Origin of the sequence: Nonomuraea sp. ZG12 (assembly GCF_052068115.1) — a bacterium.
Lineage (GTDB): Bacteria > Actinomycetota > Actinomycetes > Streptosporangiales > Streptosporangiaceae > Nonomuraea.
In genome coordinates, this window is sequence record NZ_JBQHCW010000034.1 from 23,871 (window position 1) to 38,739 (window position 14,869).

The following is a 14,869-nucleotide window of genomic DNA, read 5'->3' on the forward strand; positions in this document are numbered from 1 at the left end:
CTCGGATTCGTCAGCGCTGTTCGGCGCTTCTACCGGGAGGAAGATTTCGCATGCAGTACCGCACGCTCGGCGGGACCGGGATCAGGGTCAGCCCCTATGCGCTCGGCGCCCTGATGTTCGCCACGTCCGTCGGCAACCCCGACCCCGGCGACTCGGCCCGCATCATCCACAAGGCGCTGGACGCGGGGATCAACCTCATCGACACCGCCGACGTTTACGGCGACTCCGAAGAGGTCGTCGGCGACGCGCTCAAGGGACGACGGGACCACGTCGTCCTCGCGACCAAGGTGAGCCGCCCGATGGGTGACGACCCCAACCAGCGGGGCGCCTCTCGGCGCTGGATCATGACCGCGGTCGAGAACTCGCTGCGCCGCCTGCGCACCGACCACATCGACCTCTACCAGATCCACCACCCGGACCCCGCCACGGACATCGAGGAGACGCTCTCCGCGCTCACTGACCTGATCCGCAGCGGGAAAGTCCGTGCGATCGGGACCTCCGCGATGCCGGCGTCCGACATCGTCGAAGCCCGCTGGGTCGCCGAGCGGCGCGGCCTGGCACGGTTCCGCACAGAGCAGCCGCCGTACTCGCTGCTCAACCGCGGCATCGAACGCGAGGTGCTGCCGGTCGCCCAGCGCCATGGGATGGGCACGCTGGTGTGGGGCCCGCTCGGGCAGGGACTGCTCACGGGGCGCGTCCGCAAGGGCGGGCAGAACGAACTCCGCCGCGCCGGCTTCTTCCGGCACCTCAACGACGAGCGCCGCGTCGACACCGTCGAGCGGTTCATCACGCTCGCCGAGGAGGCGGGCTTGCCGCTGACCCACCTCGCCATGGCGTTCACGATCGCTCATCCCGGCGTGACCAGCGCGATCGTCGGACCGCGCACGATGAGCCACCTCGACGACCTTCTCGCCGGCATCGACGTGGCGCTCACCGACGACATCCTCGACCGGATCGACGAGATCGTCCCGCCGGGCACCGACGTCGGCACGCTCGACCAGGCGTACGTGCCACCGGCCCTCCAGCAGGCGAGCCTCCGCCGCCGGACGGGGTAGCGGCAAGGAGTCGATCAGCCGGCCGGAGCGTGCAGGATGTCCCGCAGGCGCGCGGCGTACGCGCGAGGGTGAGTGGTGTCGCCGTTGTGCCCGCCGGGGAATGGGGTCCTTGAGGAGGTAGCCGGTGGCGCCCGCCTCGATCGCCGGCAGGACGCCTCACTCCACACGCACCGCGTACGGCGCCCCAGGCGTCATCGGCTCAGGCCGTGCACGCGCTCAGCGCTAGCCGCACCTGCCGTTGAGCCAGGCGCGGTACTCCCTGGCGTAGTTCGTCATCACGCTCTTCGGCGCCTGGTTCAGCACCTCCTGCCATCGGCCGACGTTGCCGCTCCAGGCGGGCGGCGGCTCCTCCCAGGCCACGCCGTCGGTCCAGCGAGCCTCCGATCCCTGGAGCAGGCCCGGGTGGCGCCTGGAGAGCTCGGCCTGGACCCAGGAGTCCTGGGAGTAGACGAGGATGCGTTGCGAAGCCTGGCGTTCCTTGATCGGATCCGAGATCTCCTTCCAGGCGGCCGCCGCGTACGCCGGGTCGGACAGCACGGCCTTGGTCTCGGGCTTGACCTCCAGCAGGGCGATCAGACCACGCGAGCGCACGTGGTCGAGCCACTGCCGCAACGTGTAGACCTGCTCCCCCTGGTACGGGCCGCGCGCGATGCGGCGATCGCGTAGGTTGTCGCTTCCGGCCGTCCACCAGATCGCGGTGATGTTCTTCCGGGTGCCCGTCAGCCCGTTGGTGGTGGTGTTGTGCCACATGACGGCCTTGGTGCCCTGCTGGGTGAGCTGGACGTCGCCTTCCACCCCGTCGGCACCCCAGGTTTTCTGGTCGTTCAGGGCTCGGACGTTGTTGGGCTGACGGACCTGGTCCCGGTCCCACGGATTCGGACCGGAGGGATAGCCGCCGTGCCCGAAGACCGGCGGGCAGGCGAGCGCGCTCGCCGTCGACGTCCGCGCGTGCGCGGGGGGCAGGACGGCCACGAAGGTGATCACGGTCAGCGATGCGACGAACGCGGCCTTCGTCCTGATCGTCATACGACTCCGTCCGTGGGGGCTGGACAAGAGGGTGATCCGGATGATCAGCGTAGGCGTCAGACCCCACGTGATCAAGAGCGCGGAGCCCCTACGGCACGCGCCGCTCGGTGGCTTCGACGTAGCCGGCGAGGGCGTGGCGGGAACGGGTGAGGGTGTCGATCCGCTCGTCCAGTCCACGCAGGCGGGCGCGCAGACCGTCCAGAAGTTCAGGGCACGGCTCCAGTTCGGGGCCCGGCCCGGTCATGCAGGGAAGCATGAAGGCGATGTCGTCCGTCGACAGCCCGGCTCCGAGGAGTTTCCTGATCTGGTTCACGGTCAGGACGGCGTCGGCGGCGTACTCGCGGTAGCCGCCCGCGCTCCGGCTCGGCTTGAGCAGGCCCTGCGCCTCGTAGTAGCGCAACTGATGTGTACGGACTCCGGTGCGCCGGCTCAGCTCTCCGATCAACACGTCGGCCTCCCCTTGACCTTCATACCGGTGTGAATGTCCATGATTCTTTCATCTATCCTCACGCACCCGGTAGGAGCGACCATGCGGAACCGTGAAGAGAGCCGTACGCCGGTGACGGTCATCGGCCTGGGCCTGATGGGGCAGGCGCTGGCCGGGGCGTTCCTGCGCGCGGGACACCCGACGACCGTGTGGAACCGTACGGCGGCGAAGGCCGGCCGGCTCGTCGCCGAGGGCGCCGAACTCGCCGAGTCGGTAGCGGACGCCGTGGCGGCCGGGTCGCTGGTGGTCATCTGCGTCACGGACCACGACGCCGTTCACCGGCTTCGCGCGTCGATCGCCGACGTCCTTGACGGCAGGGTCCTGGTGAACCTGACCACGGGCACCTCGCAGGAGGCGCGTGAGACCGCCGAGTGGGCGGCGGGGCGGGGAGCCGCCTACCTCGCCGGCTCGATCATGGCCACCCCCCAGGGAATCGGCACGGCGGAGTCGCTCATCCTCTACAGCGGCCCGCGCTCGGCCTTCGAGCCGCACGAAGCGCCCCTGCGGAGCCTCGGCGACGCGATGTTCCTCGGCGCCGACCACGGCCTGTCCGCGTTGTACTCCGCGGCCGGGGCGAGCCTGATGTGGAGCATTCTGAACGGCTTCCTGTACGGTGCGGCCCTGCTCGGTACGGCGGGCGTGGACGCCTCGACGTTCGACCCGTTCGCCCGGCAGAACATCGCGATCGTGGCCGGTTGGCTGTCCGGGTACGCCCAGCAGATCGACGACGGCGCCTACCAGGCTGCCGACGCGACGATCGGCACCCACGTGGCCGCGATGGATCTCCTCGTCCACGAAAGTGAGGCCCTCGGGGTCAACGCCGAGCTGCCGAAGCTCGTCAAGGCCCTGGCCGACCGCGCCGTCACCGAAGGCCACGGCGGCGACGGTTACGCCGCGCTGATCGAAGTGTTCCGCCGGCCCCTCGACGGTGTAAGCCGGTCAGTGCCGGATAGCTGATTTCGGGAAAGACCCAACCGTTCACCCCCTCCCGGACGTCTTGTCTACATGACGGATTCCAAGGCGTTCGAGGCCTTCGTCGCCGCCTGGCACCCGCGACTGCTGCGTGCCGCCATTCTCATCAGCGGTGACAGGCATCTGGCCGAGGACGTGCTCCAGGATGCCCTGATCAAACTGGCGCGCCGCTGGTCGAAGGTGCATACCGACCCGGTCAATTACGTGCGTACCACCCTGTACAGGGAGGTGGCGTCCAGGTGGCGGAGGCGTCGGGAGTTCCCCTACGAGGAGCCGCCCGACCAGGCGGACCACGACACCTCGGGAGCGTCGGACCTGAAGGTGGTGTTCGCCCGCGCGCTGGCCAGGTTGCCGGTGAAGCAGCGGGCGGTGCTGGTGCTGCGCTTCTACGAGGACCTGCCCGTCGGGGAGGTCGCGGCGATCCTGCGGGTGTCGGCCGGGACGGTGAAGAGCCAGACGCACGCGGCACTGAAGCGGTTACGCGAGGTCGCTCCCGAGCTGGAAGAGGTGTTGATATGACGGACCAGAGGCTGCGGGAGCTCTTCGACGATCTCGCCGGAACCCTGCCCGAGGGGTCGTCCCGCGCGGGTGAGCTGTGGCGGCAGGGCACGCGGAGCCGTACCCGCCGCCGGTGGACGGTCGCCGCGACGGCCCTGACGGTCGCCGCGCTCGTCGTGGTGGGAATCGTCGTGTCCCCGGAGCCGGTGGAGCGCGGCATCACCGTCTACCCCAGCGTCACGCCCACGCACACGATCCCGCCCGCCCCCGTCATGGACACAGCGCCGCCGCCCAGCGGTGAGGCGGCGCTGCCCGCGTCGGCGACCGCGCTACCGGAGAGGTGGGCCGGCATCCCCGTCGTGACCGCGGTCTCCGGACCCGTCCTGGCGCTGGCCGAGTTCGGCGACGGACGGATCTACGTCATGAAGGCCGACGGGCGCGTCCCTCTCAAGGTGAAGCTGGGCTCGGCCGGCAACGGCGGGACGCCGCTGAAGCCCAACTCGCTCGCCCCCGACGGGACGATGGCCGCCTTCCCGCAGCAGGACGAGGTGGTGGTCGTCGACCTCGTGATCGGCCGGGCCAGGCGCTACCCGGTGCCGGGGCGCAACGAGATGGTGCTCTGGCGCGGCGAGCGGCTCCTCGTCGAGCAGAAGGAGGCGAACTACCTGCTCGACCTGGCCACGGGGAAGGCGCAGCGGCAGCCGTACAAGGGCTTCGCGGGAGTGGCGGGCTATCGCGACCTCAGGATCGTCTCGTCCGACGGCGGCCGGACGGTCGTCCAGGAGGGCGGGTCGGAGGTGGAGCTGGACCTCCGGGGCGTCACCGGCGAGGGCGGCCGGCCCGTGGGCGACCACGGATGGCAGCGCGACGGCCTCGTCGCCAGGTCCGCGCCCGCCCACCACGACCTGGCGGGCAGAGCCGACGTGGTCGTCGTGGCCGACACCGCCACGGGCCGGCTGGTCAGGACGCTGCTCCTGCCCTGGGGCGATTCTCCCGGCACGAGGTGCGGGAAGGGCGGCTGCCCCGTGCGCGGCTGGATCAGCCCCGGCACGGTGATCATCGAGAGCGGGGACCGGCTGCTCGGCTGGAACGTCGGCACCGGTGCGCTGTCACGCGTCGCCGACCTGTCCGATGATGTGACCGCCTACTCCCTGCGCAGCGGGTGAACGGCCCGGCCGATCACCGCACGAAAGCGGGTCCCATTCATTTTGGAATGTTCCCACCAGGCACTTCGCCGGATAAAACGCCTCCCCCACAACCTGCGATTGTTATCCGGAAAGCGCACAGAAAAACACATACCTTCCTTTACTCCCATACTGTGATTAAACTCACGCCAATGACGACGCATCTAGCCCGTTACCTCACACCGATGGAGGACAGCTCCCGGTGGGACGGTTTCGAATTCCGGCCTGGCGACATTGTCATCAATTCTCCGGCGAAGTGCGGCACCACCTGGACCCAGACGATCTGCGCGCTCCTGATCTTCCAGACGCCCCGGCTGCCTGCGCCGCTGTCGAGCCTCTCCCCGTGGATCGACATGCTCGTACGTCCGAAGCAGGAGGTCTGGGACCACCTGGCCGCGCAGCGGCACCGCCGTTTCATCAAGACGCACATCCCGCTCGACAGCATCCCGGCCGATCCGCGGGTCACCTACATCACGGTGGGGCGGGACCCGCGCGACGTCGCCATCTCCCTGCGCAGTCACGGCAGGAACCTCAAACGTGACGTCATTCGCCGGCTGATCCACCAGGCCGCCCACCCCGGCGACGCGGCGGCCGAGGTCCCGGTCGACGGACATGACGACAGGGATCTCCTCGACGAACGGACGTACCTGTTACGTTGGGTGGACATCGACGACTCGCCGTACGTCAATCTCGACTCGCTGCGCGCGCTGATCTGGACGCAGAGCCGCGCGTGGATGCGCCGCGCGGAGCCGAACGTCATCCTGCTGCACTACGCCGACCTCTCCGCCGACCTCGCCGGCCAGATGCGACGGCTCGCCGAACGGCTCGACATCGAGATCGACGAGAGCGTCTGGCCGGAGCTGGTCGAGGCCGCCACGTTCCAGCAGATGCGCAATCGCGCGGCCGACCTCGCACCCGACGAGCAGCTGGGCTACATCCGCGATCGTGAACGCTTTTTCCGCAGCGGCAAGTCGGGCCAATGGGAGCAGTTCCTCACCGCTGAGGATCGAGCGCACTACGACCGCCGGATAGCCGAGCTCGCGGAGCCGGACCTGCTCGAATGGCTCCATCACCGGGCCGGCTGACCGCCGTGCCCAGGAGAGCACGGCGATGACGCCGGAAGTACCCGGCCTCGTGACGGTCGAGCGCGTCCCCTCGCTGGACGACGTCGACGGGCGGGCGTGGAACGACGTCGCCGACCCACGGGACCTGTTCCAGAGCCGTACGTGGCTGCGGGCTCTGGAGCGATCCGGTGAGGGCCCCGTCACGTACCTGATCGCCCGCGAACCCGGGTGTTCCCGCATCCTCGGCGCCCTTCCCCTGTATGAGTCGCTCCCCAGTCATGGTGACTACCTGTACTGGCCGGAGCTCCACTTCCAGGACCTGCTCCGCGCCGCGGGTCCGCTCGACGGCCGGCTGGGCCTGCTGGCCGGTTCCCGCGCGGGATTCGGTACGCGGCTCATCGTGGACCGCACCCTGCCGGATTCGGCCAGGACAAGGGTCCTGCGCGCGCTTCGGGACGCCGCCGGCGCGGTCGCGGCCGACCGCGGGCTCCCGTACACCTTCTTCCTGTTCCTCGACGCCTCCTCCTGGAAAGACCTCGGGCCGGTCGTCGGCGACGGCGATCACCACCGGCTGGCGAACGTCGCGCAGACGGAGCTGGAGCTCCCCGGTGCGGGCTTCGACGACTACCTCGCGACGCTGCCACGGAACACACGCACCAGCGTCCGCCGGGAGGTGGGGCTCTTCACCAGGGACTGTGCGACCGAGACCGTCCCACTCCGTGCGGCCATCACGACCATCGCGCCGATGATCGTGCGCGTACGGGCCAAGCACGGGATGGCCTACAGCGTGGACGCGGTCACCCGGCGCCTGTCGGCGTACGCGTCCGCGCTGGGGGACGCCTCGTCGGTGGCCGTACTGTGCCGTGTGCGGGGTCGTGTCGCCGGCGCCGGCGTCATGTGCCGCTGGCATGACCGGCTGTACGTGACGGACTTCGGCCGCCTCGACGACGACGCGCCGGACCCGTTCGTGTACTTCAACGCGGCGATCTACGAACCCGTCAAGCACGCCTACGCGGCGGGGCTGTCGAGAGTCGTCACCGGCGCCGGGGCGGAGCTGGGCAAGGCCAGGCGTGGTTCGGCCGTGCTCCCGCTGGTGCACCTGGCGTGGGCGGCGGCCGGCGGCCCGGACCGCGCGGCCGGGGGCCGCCCGGACCGCCGGATCGACACCGCGCCGGCGGAGGACCGCAAGGAGCACTGGCGCAAGCTGCGCGGCACGCACCCCAGGTACTTCCACCCGGTCTGGGATGAGCTGTTGTGACGCGACATCGATCCGATGGGCCGGACGTCGAGCCCGCGAGGGAGGCCAGCGTGAGTGACGAGGATGAGACCGAGCTGGACATGATCGGCACAGCCGGACCCGGACTTCTCGGACGCACGCCTCGTGACCTGAGCGGGGTCGCCCTCGTCCACGAGGGACGTGACATCACCTTCGGCGACATCGCCGCACTCAGCGAGGACGTCAGCCGCGTGGTGCGGGGTCACCGCCTGCAGGGTCGTGTGGTGGGCGTGCCGGCGGACCGGAGCCCGGAGTTCGTCGCGCGGATCGTGGGGCTCTGGAGCGCGGGCGCCGTCCCGGCGATCCTCGGGGACTGGGGTGCTGAGCGGGTGCGCGGAGCGCTGATGGCCACCGGCGCCGCGGCGACCTTCGGACCATCGTCCACCCCCACCGGCCTGGACCCGCTGGACACCGCCGGGAACGACGGCGCGGACATGGGAGAAGTCAGTCATATCCTCTTCACGTCCGGCACGACGGGGAGGCCGAAGGGAATCGCCGTCGGCCGAGCGGCCTTCGAGGCCGCCAGCGTGGCGTTCTTCAAGGAACTGCCCATGGACGGATCCGATCGGATCGCCTTTCTCAGCAGGCCCGGCCACGACCCGAGCCTGCGGGAGCTGATCGCGCCCTGGCTCACCGGTGCGACGTTGTTCGTTCCCGACGGCCGCACGACCTCGGATCCCCGGCTGACGGCGGACTGGCTGGCGGAGCACTCCATCACCGTGCTCCAGGGCTCGCCGGTCCTGCTCCAGCTCATGGCGGGCTCGTCGAGACCGCCCGTCGACAGCCTGCGGCTGGTCTGCTCGGTGGGGGCACGACTCAAGGCCTCGGCGCTGCGGTCGACGGCACGGTTCGCCCCACGTGCCACCATCGTCAACTGCTACGGCGCGTCGGAGACCCCGCAGGTCCTGTGCATGCACCAGGTACCGCCCGGCGAGGGGGACGCGATCGAGGACCCGGTCCCCATCGGACGCGCGCTCGGCCATGCCACGGTCCGGATCGTGTCCGACGGTGCGGGTCCGGAAGGCCGGTTGCAGGTGGAGGCCGCTGCCTGCGCACTCGGCTACACGGACGGAACCCCACTGCTGGCTCCCGGCCTTGACGGCCGGCGCTGGTACGACACCGGCGACATCGTCCGCCGCCTGCCGGACGGCACGCTGTGCTTCCTCAGGCGGGCTGACCGGCAGGTCCAGGTCAACGGCACGCGGGTGGAGCTGGACGAGATCGAGGGCGCGGCCGCCCTGGTTCCCGGCGTCGTCGGCTCGGTGGCGACGTTCGTCGAGGACGGCACGGGGGCCGGATCCGTGCGTCTGACCGTCGTACGGGACTCCGCGACGGCGGTCGACGGCGAGGAGCTTCGTGCGGTCCTCCGCGACCATCTGGACCCCGCGGTCCTGCCGTCGAGCATCGAGGTGCGCGACTCGCCACCGGAGAACCACGAGCCGGCCCCACCGGCGGCCGGGGACGCCGCGGCGCTGTGGGAGGTGCTGCAGGAGTGCGCGCGATCCGCTCTCGGCCAGGACCGGATCGACCCTGACGGCGGCTTCTTCGAGACCGGCTTCACCTCGATGTCGCTCATGCGTTTCGTGTCCGAGGTCTCCGTCCGTCTCGGCACGGAGATCTCCCCCGTGCTGGTCTTTCGGTATCCCACCCTGAAGGCATTCGCCGATCACCTGCTGGAGCACCTGGACGACTCGACCTGACCTCGGAGGGGCGGACGATATGGGTAACCTCGTTGAGCCGATCGCGATCATCGGGATGGCCGGTCGTTTCCCGGCGGCGGCCGACACCCGGCAGCTCTGGCGCAACCTCGTGGCCGGGGAGGAGGCGGTGCGCTTCCCGTCCGAGGACGAGCTCCGGTCGAGCGGCGTGTCACGCGAGGCGCTGGACGACCTGGCCTATGTGCGGGCGGTGGCGGAACCCGAGGGCATCGACCTGTTCGACGCCGGGTTCTTCGGCCTGACCCGGCGTGAGGCCGAGGCGTGCGACCCGCAGTTGCGGCTGTACCTGGAGACCGCGCACGCCGCCGTCGAGAACGCCGGCTATGACGCCCTGAGACTCGGCAGAGCGGGGGTGTTCTCGTCGGTCGCCGCGAACCGCTACGGGATCGGCCGCGCCCTCGGGAGCCTGGAGGCGCTCCGGAGTGCCACCGGCATGGCGGCCGGCATGTGGAACAACCCCGACAGCGCGTCGACGCTCGTGTCGTACAAGCTGAACCTGAACGGCCCCAGCATGACCGTGCAGACCGCGTGTTCGAGCTCGCTCGTGGCCGTACATCTCGCTGTGAACGCGCTTCGGCTCCACGAGTGCGATGTCGCGCTGGCCGGCGGCGCCGACGTCGAGTTCCCCGTCGGTCACGGGTACTGGTGGGCCCAGGACGGCCCGCTGAGCCGGGACGGCCACTGCCGTCCCTTCGACGCGGCGGCCAGCGGCACGATCTTCGGCAGCGGCGTCGGCGTCGTGGTCCTCAAGCGGCTGGCCGACGCCGTGGCCGACGGCGATCGGATCACCGCGATGATCCGGGCCGTGGCCGTCAACAACGACGGCGCGAACAAGGTCGGCTTCACCGCGCCCAGCGCCGATCGGCAGGCGGAGGTCGTGCTGCGGGCCATGGAGGCCGCCGGCGTGGGGCCCGGGGACATCGGGTACGTGGAGGCGCACGCGACCGCGACCCGGCTGGGCGACGCCATCGAGATCGCAGCGCTGCGGAAGGCGTTCAGCGCTCGGGCGACGTCGGAACCCGGGCTGTGCCCCATCGGGTCGATCAAGGGAAACGTGGGCCATCTGGGGCACGCGTCGGGGATCACGTCGCTGATCAAGGCCGCGCTGTCGCTGGACCACGAGCAGATCCCCGCGAGCATCAACGTCGAGCAGGTGAACCCGCTCCTCGAACTCGAACGCTCACCGTTCCGCGTCAACGACACGCTGCGGCCCTGGCCCCGATCGGCCGGCCACCGGCGCCTGGCGGGGGTCAGCTCCTTCGGGATCGGCGGCACGAACGCGCACGCGATCCTCGAAGAGGCGCCGGTCCGCCCGGCCGACCCCGCTCCGGAGCCCCCACAGCTGATCGTGTGGTCGGGACGGACGCCGGCCGCGGCCGAGGCCTACCCGGAGCGGCTCGCCCGATCCTTCGCGGAGAGCGCGGACCCGCTCTCCGATGTCTCGTTCACCCTGCGCCAGGGGCGCACGCCGCACCCGGTCCGAGGCGCTGTGGTGGCCGAGAGCATGTCCGACGCGACCTCCGCCGTGCTCGACGACGCCAGGCGCGTCGTCACCCCGGAGGACCGGGTGGACCGGAGCACCGTGTTCCTGTTCCCGGGAGAAGGGGCGCAGCACGCCCGCATGGCGGCGGAGCTCTATCGCACCGAGCCGGCGTTCGGCGCAGCACTCGACGAGTGCTTCGACCTCTTCGAGGCCGGCGGCCTGCCCGTGCGGCAGCTCTGGTCGGAGGCGCCGGAGGGCTTGGCGGGCACCGCTTCGCTCTTCAGCGTCGAGTACGCGCTGGGGCGGCTGTGGCTGGCCCTGGGCATCGAGCCCGGCGCGCTGCTCGGCCACGGCGTCGGGGAGTTCGCCGCCGCCGCCATCGGCGGGGTGTTCACCCTCCCGGAAGCGGTGCGGCTGGTGAGCGCCCGAGCGCGAGCGATGGACGGGTCACCCCCGGTCGCGGCCGTGATGAGCGCCGCCGAGCGGTTCCGCCCGGCCTTCGACGGCATCGAGCCGCGCGGTCCTCGCTGGAAGCTCTACGCCGCGTCCACGGGCGGCCTCGTGGAGCCGGCACAGGTAAGCAGCGTGGACTTCTGGAGCCGGCAGCTCACCCGGCCCGCCCTGTTCGAGCGGGCGCTCGACGCCGTGTTGTCCGACGGCGCCCGGGTGCTGCTGGAGGTGGGGCCCGGGCGGACGCTCACCACCCTGGCACGCGCACATCCTCAGGTGCGCGGCAAGCGGCACCAGGCGGTGCCGACGCTCCCCAGCGGGCCGTCGAAGGGCGCGACCGAACGCAGCTCGTTCCTGCACGCGCTGGCCCGGTTGTGGACTCTGGGCGCGGAGGTGAACTGGTCGTCGCTGACCGCGACGGGTCCTCGTGCACGCGTGCCTCTGCCGGGCTACCCGTACCAACGCGAGCGGTACTGGATCGAGCGGGCGTCCCCGAGCGTCCCCGTCGCCGAGGCGGCAGCGGACCGTGCGGCGGTGTTCCGGCTACCCACGTGGGTGGAGGCCGGCCCGGCCGCGCGCCACGACGCCGGCGCCGGTGAACGGTCACGCCCCCTAGTGTTCCTGCCCGGCGATGCGCGACGAGCCGGCGAGCTGGTGGCCCTGCTCGACAGGGCCGGATGGGACGCGTTACGGGTCCGGCCCGGTTCCTCTTATTCCGGAGCGGCGGACGACTTCGTGATCCGCCCCCGGCACCCGGCGGACGTCGTCCGGCTCCTTGACGAGCTGCGGGACTCGCGGCGCTACCCGGAGTTCATCATCGACGCGACACAGCTCGGAGCCCTGGCCGAACCTGACCTGAGCAGCATCGACGGCCAGCTCGACGCCGGTTTCCACCGCATCGTCGAGCTCCTGCAGGAAGCGGCGCGCCGGTCGCCCGACAAGCGCGGCCGCCACGTCCTGGTCGTCACCGAGCTGTCCGCGGACGTGACGGGCGGCGAAACCGTGCACCCGGTGCGGGCCATGCTGCTCGGCCTCCTGCGCAGCTACATGCTCGAGAACCCGCGCGCCCTGTGCAAGCTCGTCGACGTCCAGGGCGGCGTGGCCGGCGATCGGCTCCTCGCGGAGCTGCGCGGCCTCGAACGATCGGAGATCGTCGCCCTGCGGGGGGACCGGCGCTGGGTCCCGGGCGAGCGGGAGCTCGTCCCTGACGGTACGGGCCCCGCCGAGCTGCGTCCCAGGGGCGCCTACGTCATCACCGGCGGACTCGGCGGACTCGGCCTGGCCGTGGCGCGCGGCCTGGCGGACACCGGCCTGCGGCCACGGTTGCTGCTGCTGGGGCGCCATCCGGGCGGACACGACGCCGAGCTTCGCGAGATCCGCGCCCTGGGAGCCGAGTGCCGCGTCGAGGCGTGCGACGTGACCGACGTCGACGCGCTGCGGCGGGTGCTCGACCAGGCGTCGGACGCCTTCGGCGGCATCAACGGGGTGTTCCACCTCGCCGGCGTGGCGGGAGGGGGCGTGCTGCGATTCCGCACGCGGGCGCAGATGTCGGCGACACTCGCGCCGAAGGTCCACGGCACGCTCGCCCTGGTCGAGGCACTCCGGGGGCGGGCGGGCCTCGACTTCTTCGTGGCCTTCTCCAGCCGCGCGGCGCTCAGGGGCTTGGTGGGCGGTGCCGACTACGCGGCGGCGAACGCCTTCCTCGACGCGGTGGTGCGCCGGCAGCCATTGGCGGGCTGCGCCTCGATGACCGTCAACTGGCCGTCCTGGGCCGAGGTCGGTATGGCCGCCCGCCAGGGGCGGCAGGCCGGGGATGTGCGCCGGTGGTCGACCCCGCTGTCGGCCGAGGACTATCCGATCCTGGACGAGCACCGCCTGGACGGTGTGCCGGTGCTGCCGGGCACGGCCCAGGTCGACTTCGTCCTGCGCGCCTTCCACGAGGCGGTCGAACCCGCGAACGGGCGTCCCGCGCAGCTGCGCCACATGGTCTTCCGGCAGCCGATCACCACCCCGGAGCCCGTGTCACTCGAGGTCGGCTTCGAAGCCGACGAGGGCCTCTGGCGATTCACCGTGCGCACCGCGCCGCTCGCGTCGTCCTCCGGCTCGTCCGGCGACTACCGTGTGCACACGACGGGTGAGATCCTGCTGGTGGACGCCGGCGCGGGCAAGGTGGACCTGGACGGGCTGCGCGCGTCGCTGCCCGAGCGGCGGACACCCGTGAACGATCCCGGCAACCGGCTGTTCACCATCGGCCCACGATGGCCCGGCGAGGAGATCTGGACCTCCGGGGACGACCTCGGCACGAAGCTCGCCGTACTCACCTTTCCCGAGACGTTCGGCCATGAGCTCCGCGAGCACGCCCTGCATCCCACCCTCCTGGACGCGGCGGTGTCACTGGCGCGCGACCCTGACCACGAGCCTCCGCACGCGCCCTTCGCGTACCAGTCGATCGTGGTGCACCGGTCGATACCGGGGCTCGCGTACAGCCACATCCGCCGGCGCCCGAGCGGGTCGGACACGATCGTGGCCGACATCGACGTGCTGACGGCCGGCGGTGACGTCGCCGTCGAGGTCAGGGGCTTCACCATGCGCCGCGTCGACGAATCCATGGTCGCCCCCGAGACCTCTCGTGAGGAGCGGGGCGCCGAGGCCGGGATCACGCCCGCGACCGGTGTCGGCATGTTGCTGCGCCTCCTGGGCCGGCCCGGTCACCGGCAGGTGGCGATCACCCTGCCGGGGGAGGACGCGGTCCTGAGGCCCTCCGAGGACCTGCCGGCCGACACCGACACCAGCACCAGCACCGGCACCGGCACCGCCGACGAGCGGCCGGCGGCGTCGGCCGGGGCACGGGCGGAGGCCGGTTCACCCGGGACCACGGACGCGGCGTCGATCGAGGCCCGGCTGACGGACATGTGGTGCGCCGCGTTCGGCGTGGAGTCGGTCCACCCCGAGGAGAACTTCTTCGATCTGGGCGGCGACTCCTTCACCGCCGTGGGGCTGGTCGAGGAGATCCGCAGGGGTTTCAGCGTGGACATCGGCATCGCTGCGATCTTCGACCATCCGACGGTGGCCGAGCTGGTCGCCGAGCTGAGGCGGCTCAGCCACGAACCTTCCTGACCCACTCGCGGAGGGTCTCCGAGGGCAGCTCCTCGACGATCTGGTGGCCGCCGTCGATCAGGTGAACCGACAGCCACTCCGTCGTGTAGTGGCTCCAGTCATCGAGGCACGCGGTGTTCCAGGAGCTCGCGTCATCGGCGGCGCCGACCGCGATGATCGGCGCGTTGAGCATCGGGCGCGGATCTGACTCCAGATAGCGATTGAGGAGCTGGTACTCCGACCGCCAGAGACGCGCGTACTCAGGGAGAGCCGCCGTGTCCCTGATGTGGGGCGGCGCCTCGAGCTCCTCGGCCAGGGCCCGGTCCGGCAGCTCCGCCAGCGGCGACGACGGCGTGCGGTGCGGCGGGTACTGACACATGAGGACGGTCCCGCGAAGCCGTCCCTCCAGGCGCTTGCCCGCCTCCAGGCAGACCAGCCCGCCCATGCTGTGGCCCACGAGCACAACATCCGTGACACCGGAGTGCGTGATGAGGGCGGCGAGCGCCGCACCGCGCTCGTCGATGGAGGGCACGCTCATCGGCTCGCTCCACGTGGACCGG

The 14,869-nt window shown here is 71.2% G+C and carries 11 protein-coding genes; 8 read left to right on the top strand and 3 right to left on the bottom strand.

Translation table 11 applies throughout. The features are described 5' to 3' along the window. Positions 1-50: 50 nt before the first annotated feature. Positions 51-1,055 (top strand): aldo/keto reductase, encoded by a 1,005-nt coding sequence (locus ACTMTF_RS44735; protein WP_441116176.1) that lies wholly within the window; start codon positions 51-53, stop codon positions 1,053-1,055. Positions 1,056-1,277: 222 nt separating this feature from the next. On the opposite strand, the gene ACTMTF_RS44740 is transcribed toward ACTMTF_RS44735, so the two are convergent. Both ACTMTF_RS44740 and ACTMTF_RS44745 read right to left on the bottom strand, forming a co-directional pair. After that, positions 1,278-2,081: a glycerophosphodiester phosphodiesterase family protein gene (locus ACTMTF_RS44740; RefSeq protein ID WP_441116177.1), complete on the bottom strand. Its 804-nt coding sequence runs from the start codon at positions 2,079-2,081 to the stop codon at positions 1,278-1,280. Between the two features lie 88 nt (positions 2,082-2,169). Further along, the gene (locus ACTMTF_RS44745) at positions 2,170-2,529 is read right to left on the bottom strand and encodes a MerR family transcriptional regulator (RefSeq protein WP_441116178.1); all 360 of its coding nucleotides are present in this window, start codon (positions 2,527-2,529) and stop codon (positions 2,170-2,172) included. A gap of 81 nt (positions 2,530-2,610) precedes the next feature. On the opposite strand from ACTMTF_RS44745, the gene ACTMTF_RS44750 reads away from it, so the two are divergent. The 7 genes from ACTMTF_RS44750 (at position 2,611) to ACTMTF_RS44780 (ending at position 14,330) form a co-directional block, all read left to right on the top strand. Beyond that, positions 2,611-3,525, top strand: a complete 915-nt coding sequence (locus ACTMTF_RS44750; protein WP_441116179.1) for an NAD(P)-dependent oxidoreductase — start codon at positions 2,611-2,613, stop codon at positions 3,523-3,525. A gap of 48 nt (positions 3,526-3,573) precedes the next feature. Continuing rightward, on the top strand, positions 3,574-4,059 hold the full coding sequence (locus ACTMTF_RS44755; protein WP_441116180.1) for a SigE family RNA polymerase sigma factor: 486 nt from the start codon (positions 3,574-3,576) through the stop codon (positions 4,057-4,059). Next, positions 4,056-5,204 carry a hypothetical protein gene (locus ACTMTF_RS44760; RefSeq protein ID WP_441116181.1) on the top strand — a complete coding sequence of 383 codons (1,149 nt, stop codon included), beginning with the start codon at positions 4,056-4,058 and terminating at the stop codon, positions 5,202-5,204. Before ACTMTF_RS44755 ends, ACTMTF_RS44760 begins: the two co-directional genes overlap by 4 nt. 170 nt (positions 5,205-5,374) lie before the next feature. Then, positions 5,375-6,307, top strand: a complete 933-nt coding sequence (locus tag ACTMTF_RS44765) for a sulfotransferase domain-containing protein (RefSeq protein ID WP_441116182.1) — start codon at positions 5,375-5,377, stop codon at positions 6,305-6,307. A gap of 25 nt (positions 6,308-6,332) precedes the next feature. Beyond that, a complete protein-coding gene (locus tag ACTMTF_RS44770) occupies positions 6,333-7,544 on the top strand; it encodes a peptidogalycan biosysnthesis protein (RefSeq protein WP_441116183.1) in 1,212 nt (403 codons plus the stop codon). Between the two features lie 50 nt (positions 7,545-7,594). Beyond that, positions 7,595-9,262, top strand: coding sequence for a non-ribosomal peptide synthetase (locus ACTMTF_RS44775; RefSeq protein ID WP_441116184.1), 1,668 nt, complete (start codon positions 7,595-7,597; stop codon positions 9,260-9,262). 19 nt (positions 9,263-9,281) lie between these two features. Further along, the gene (locus ACTMTF_RS44780; RefSeq protein WP_441116185.1) at positions 9,282-14,330 is read left to right on the top strand and encodes a type I polyketide synthase; all 5,049 of its coding nucleotides are present in this window, start codon (positions 9,282-9,284) and stop codon (positions 14,328-14,330) included. On the opposite strand, the gene ACTMTF_RS44785 is transcribed toward ACTMTF_RS44780, so the two are convergent. Next, the gene (locus ACTMTF_RS44785) at positions 14,311-14,847 is read right to left on the bottom strand and encodes a thioesterase II family protein (RefSeq protein WP_441116186.1); all 537 of its coding nucleotides are present in this window, start codon (positions 14,845-14,847) and stop codon (positions 14,311-14,313) included. The two genes, ACTMTF_RS44780 and ACTMTF_RS44785, sit on opposite strands and share 20 nt — an antisense overlap. Positions 14,848-14,869 lie beyond the last annotated feature (22 nt).

Bases quoted from the DNA above. Each gene is read 5' to 3' on its own strand.
- ACTMTF_RS44770 (WP_441116183.1), top strand. From the start codon at position 6,333: ATGACGCCGGAAGTACCCGGCCTCGTGACGGTCGAGCGCGTCCCCTCG.
- ACTMTF_RS44765 (WP_441116182.1), top strand. From the start codon at position 5,375: ATGACGACGCATCTAGCCCGTTACCTCACACCGATGGAGGACAGCTCC.
- ACTMTF_RS44755 (WP_441116180.1), top strand. From the start codon at position 3,574: ATGACGGATTCCAAGGCGTTCGAGGCCTTCGTCGCCGCCTGGCACCCG.
- ACTMTF_RS44735 (WP_441116176.1), top strand. From the start codon at position 51: ATGCAGTACCGCACGCTCGGCGGGACCGGGATCAGGGTCAGCCCCTAT.
- ACTMTF_RS44750 (WP_441116179.1), top strand. From the start codon at position 2,611: ATGCGGAACCGTGAAGAGAGCCGTACGCCGGTGACGGTCATCGGCCTG.
- ACTMTF_RS44780 (WP_441116185.1), top strand. From the start codon at position 9,282: ATGGGTAACCTCGTTGAGCCGATCGCGATCATCGGGATGGCCGGTCGT.
- ACTMTF_RS44760 (WP_441116181.1), top strand. From the start codon at position 4,056: ATGACGGACCAGAGGCTGCGGGAGCTCTTCGACGATCTCGCCGGAACC.
- ACTMTF_RS44740 (WP_441116177.1), bottom strand. From the start codon at position 2,081: ATGACGATCAGGACGAAGGCCGCGTTCGTCGCATCGCTGACCGTGATC.
- ACTMTF_RS44785 (WP_441116186.1), bottom strand. From the start codon at position 14,847: ATGAGCGTGCCCTCCATCGACGAGCGCGGTGCGGCGCTCGCCGCCCTC.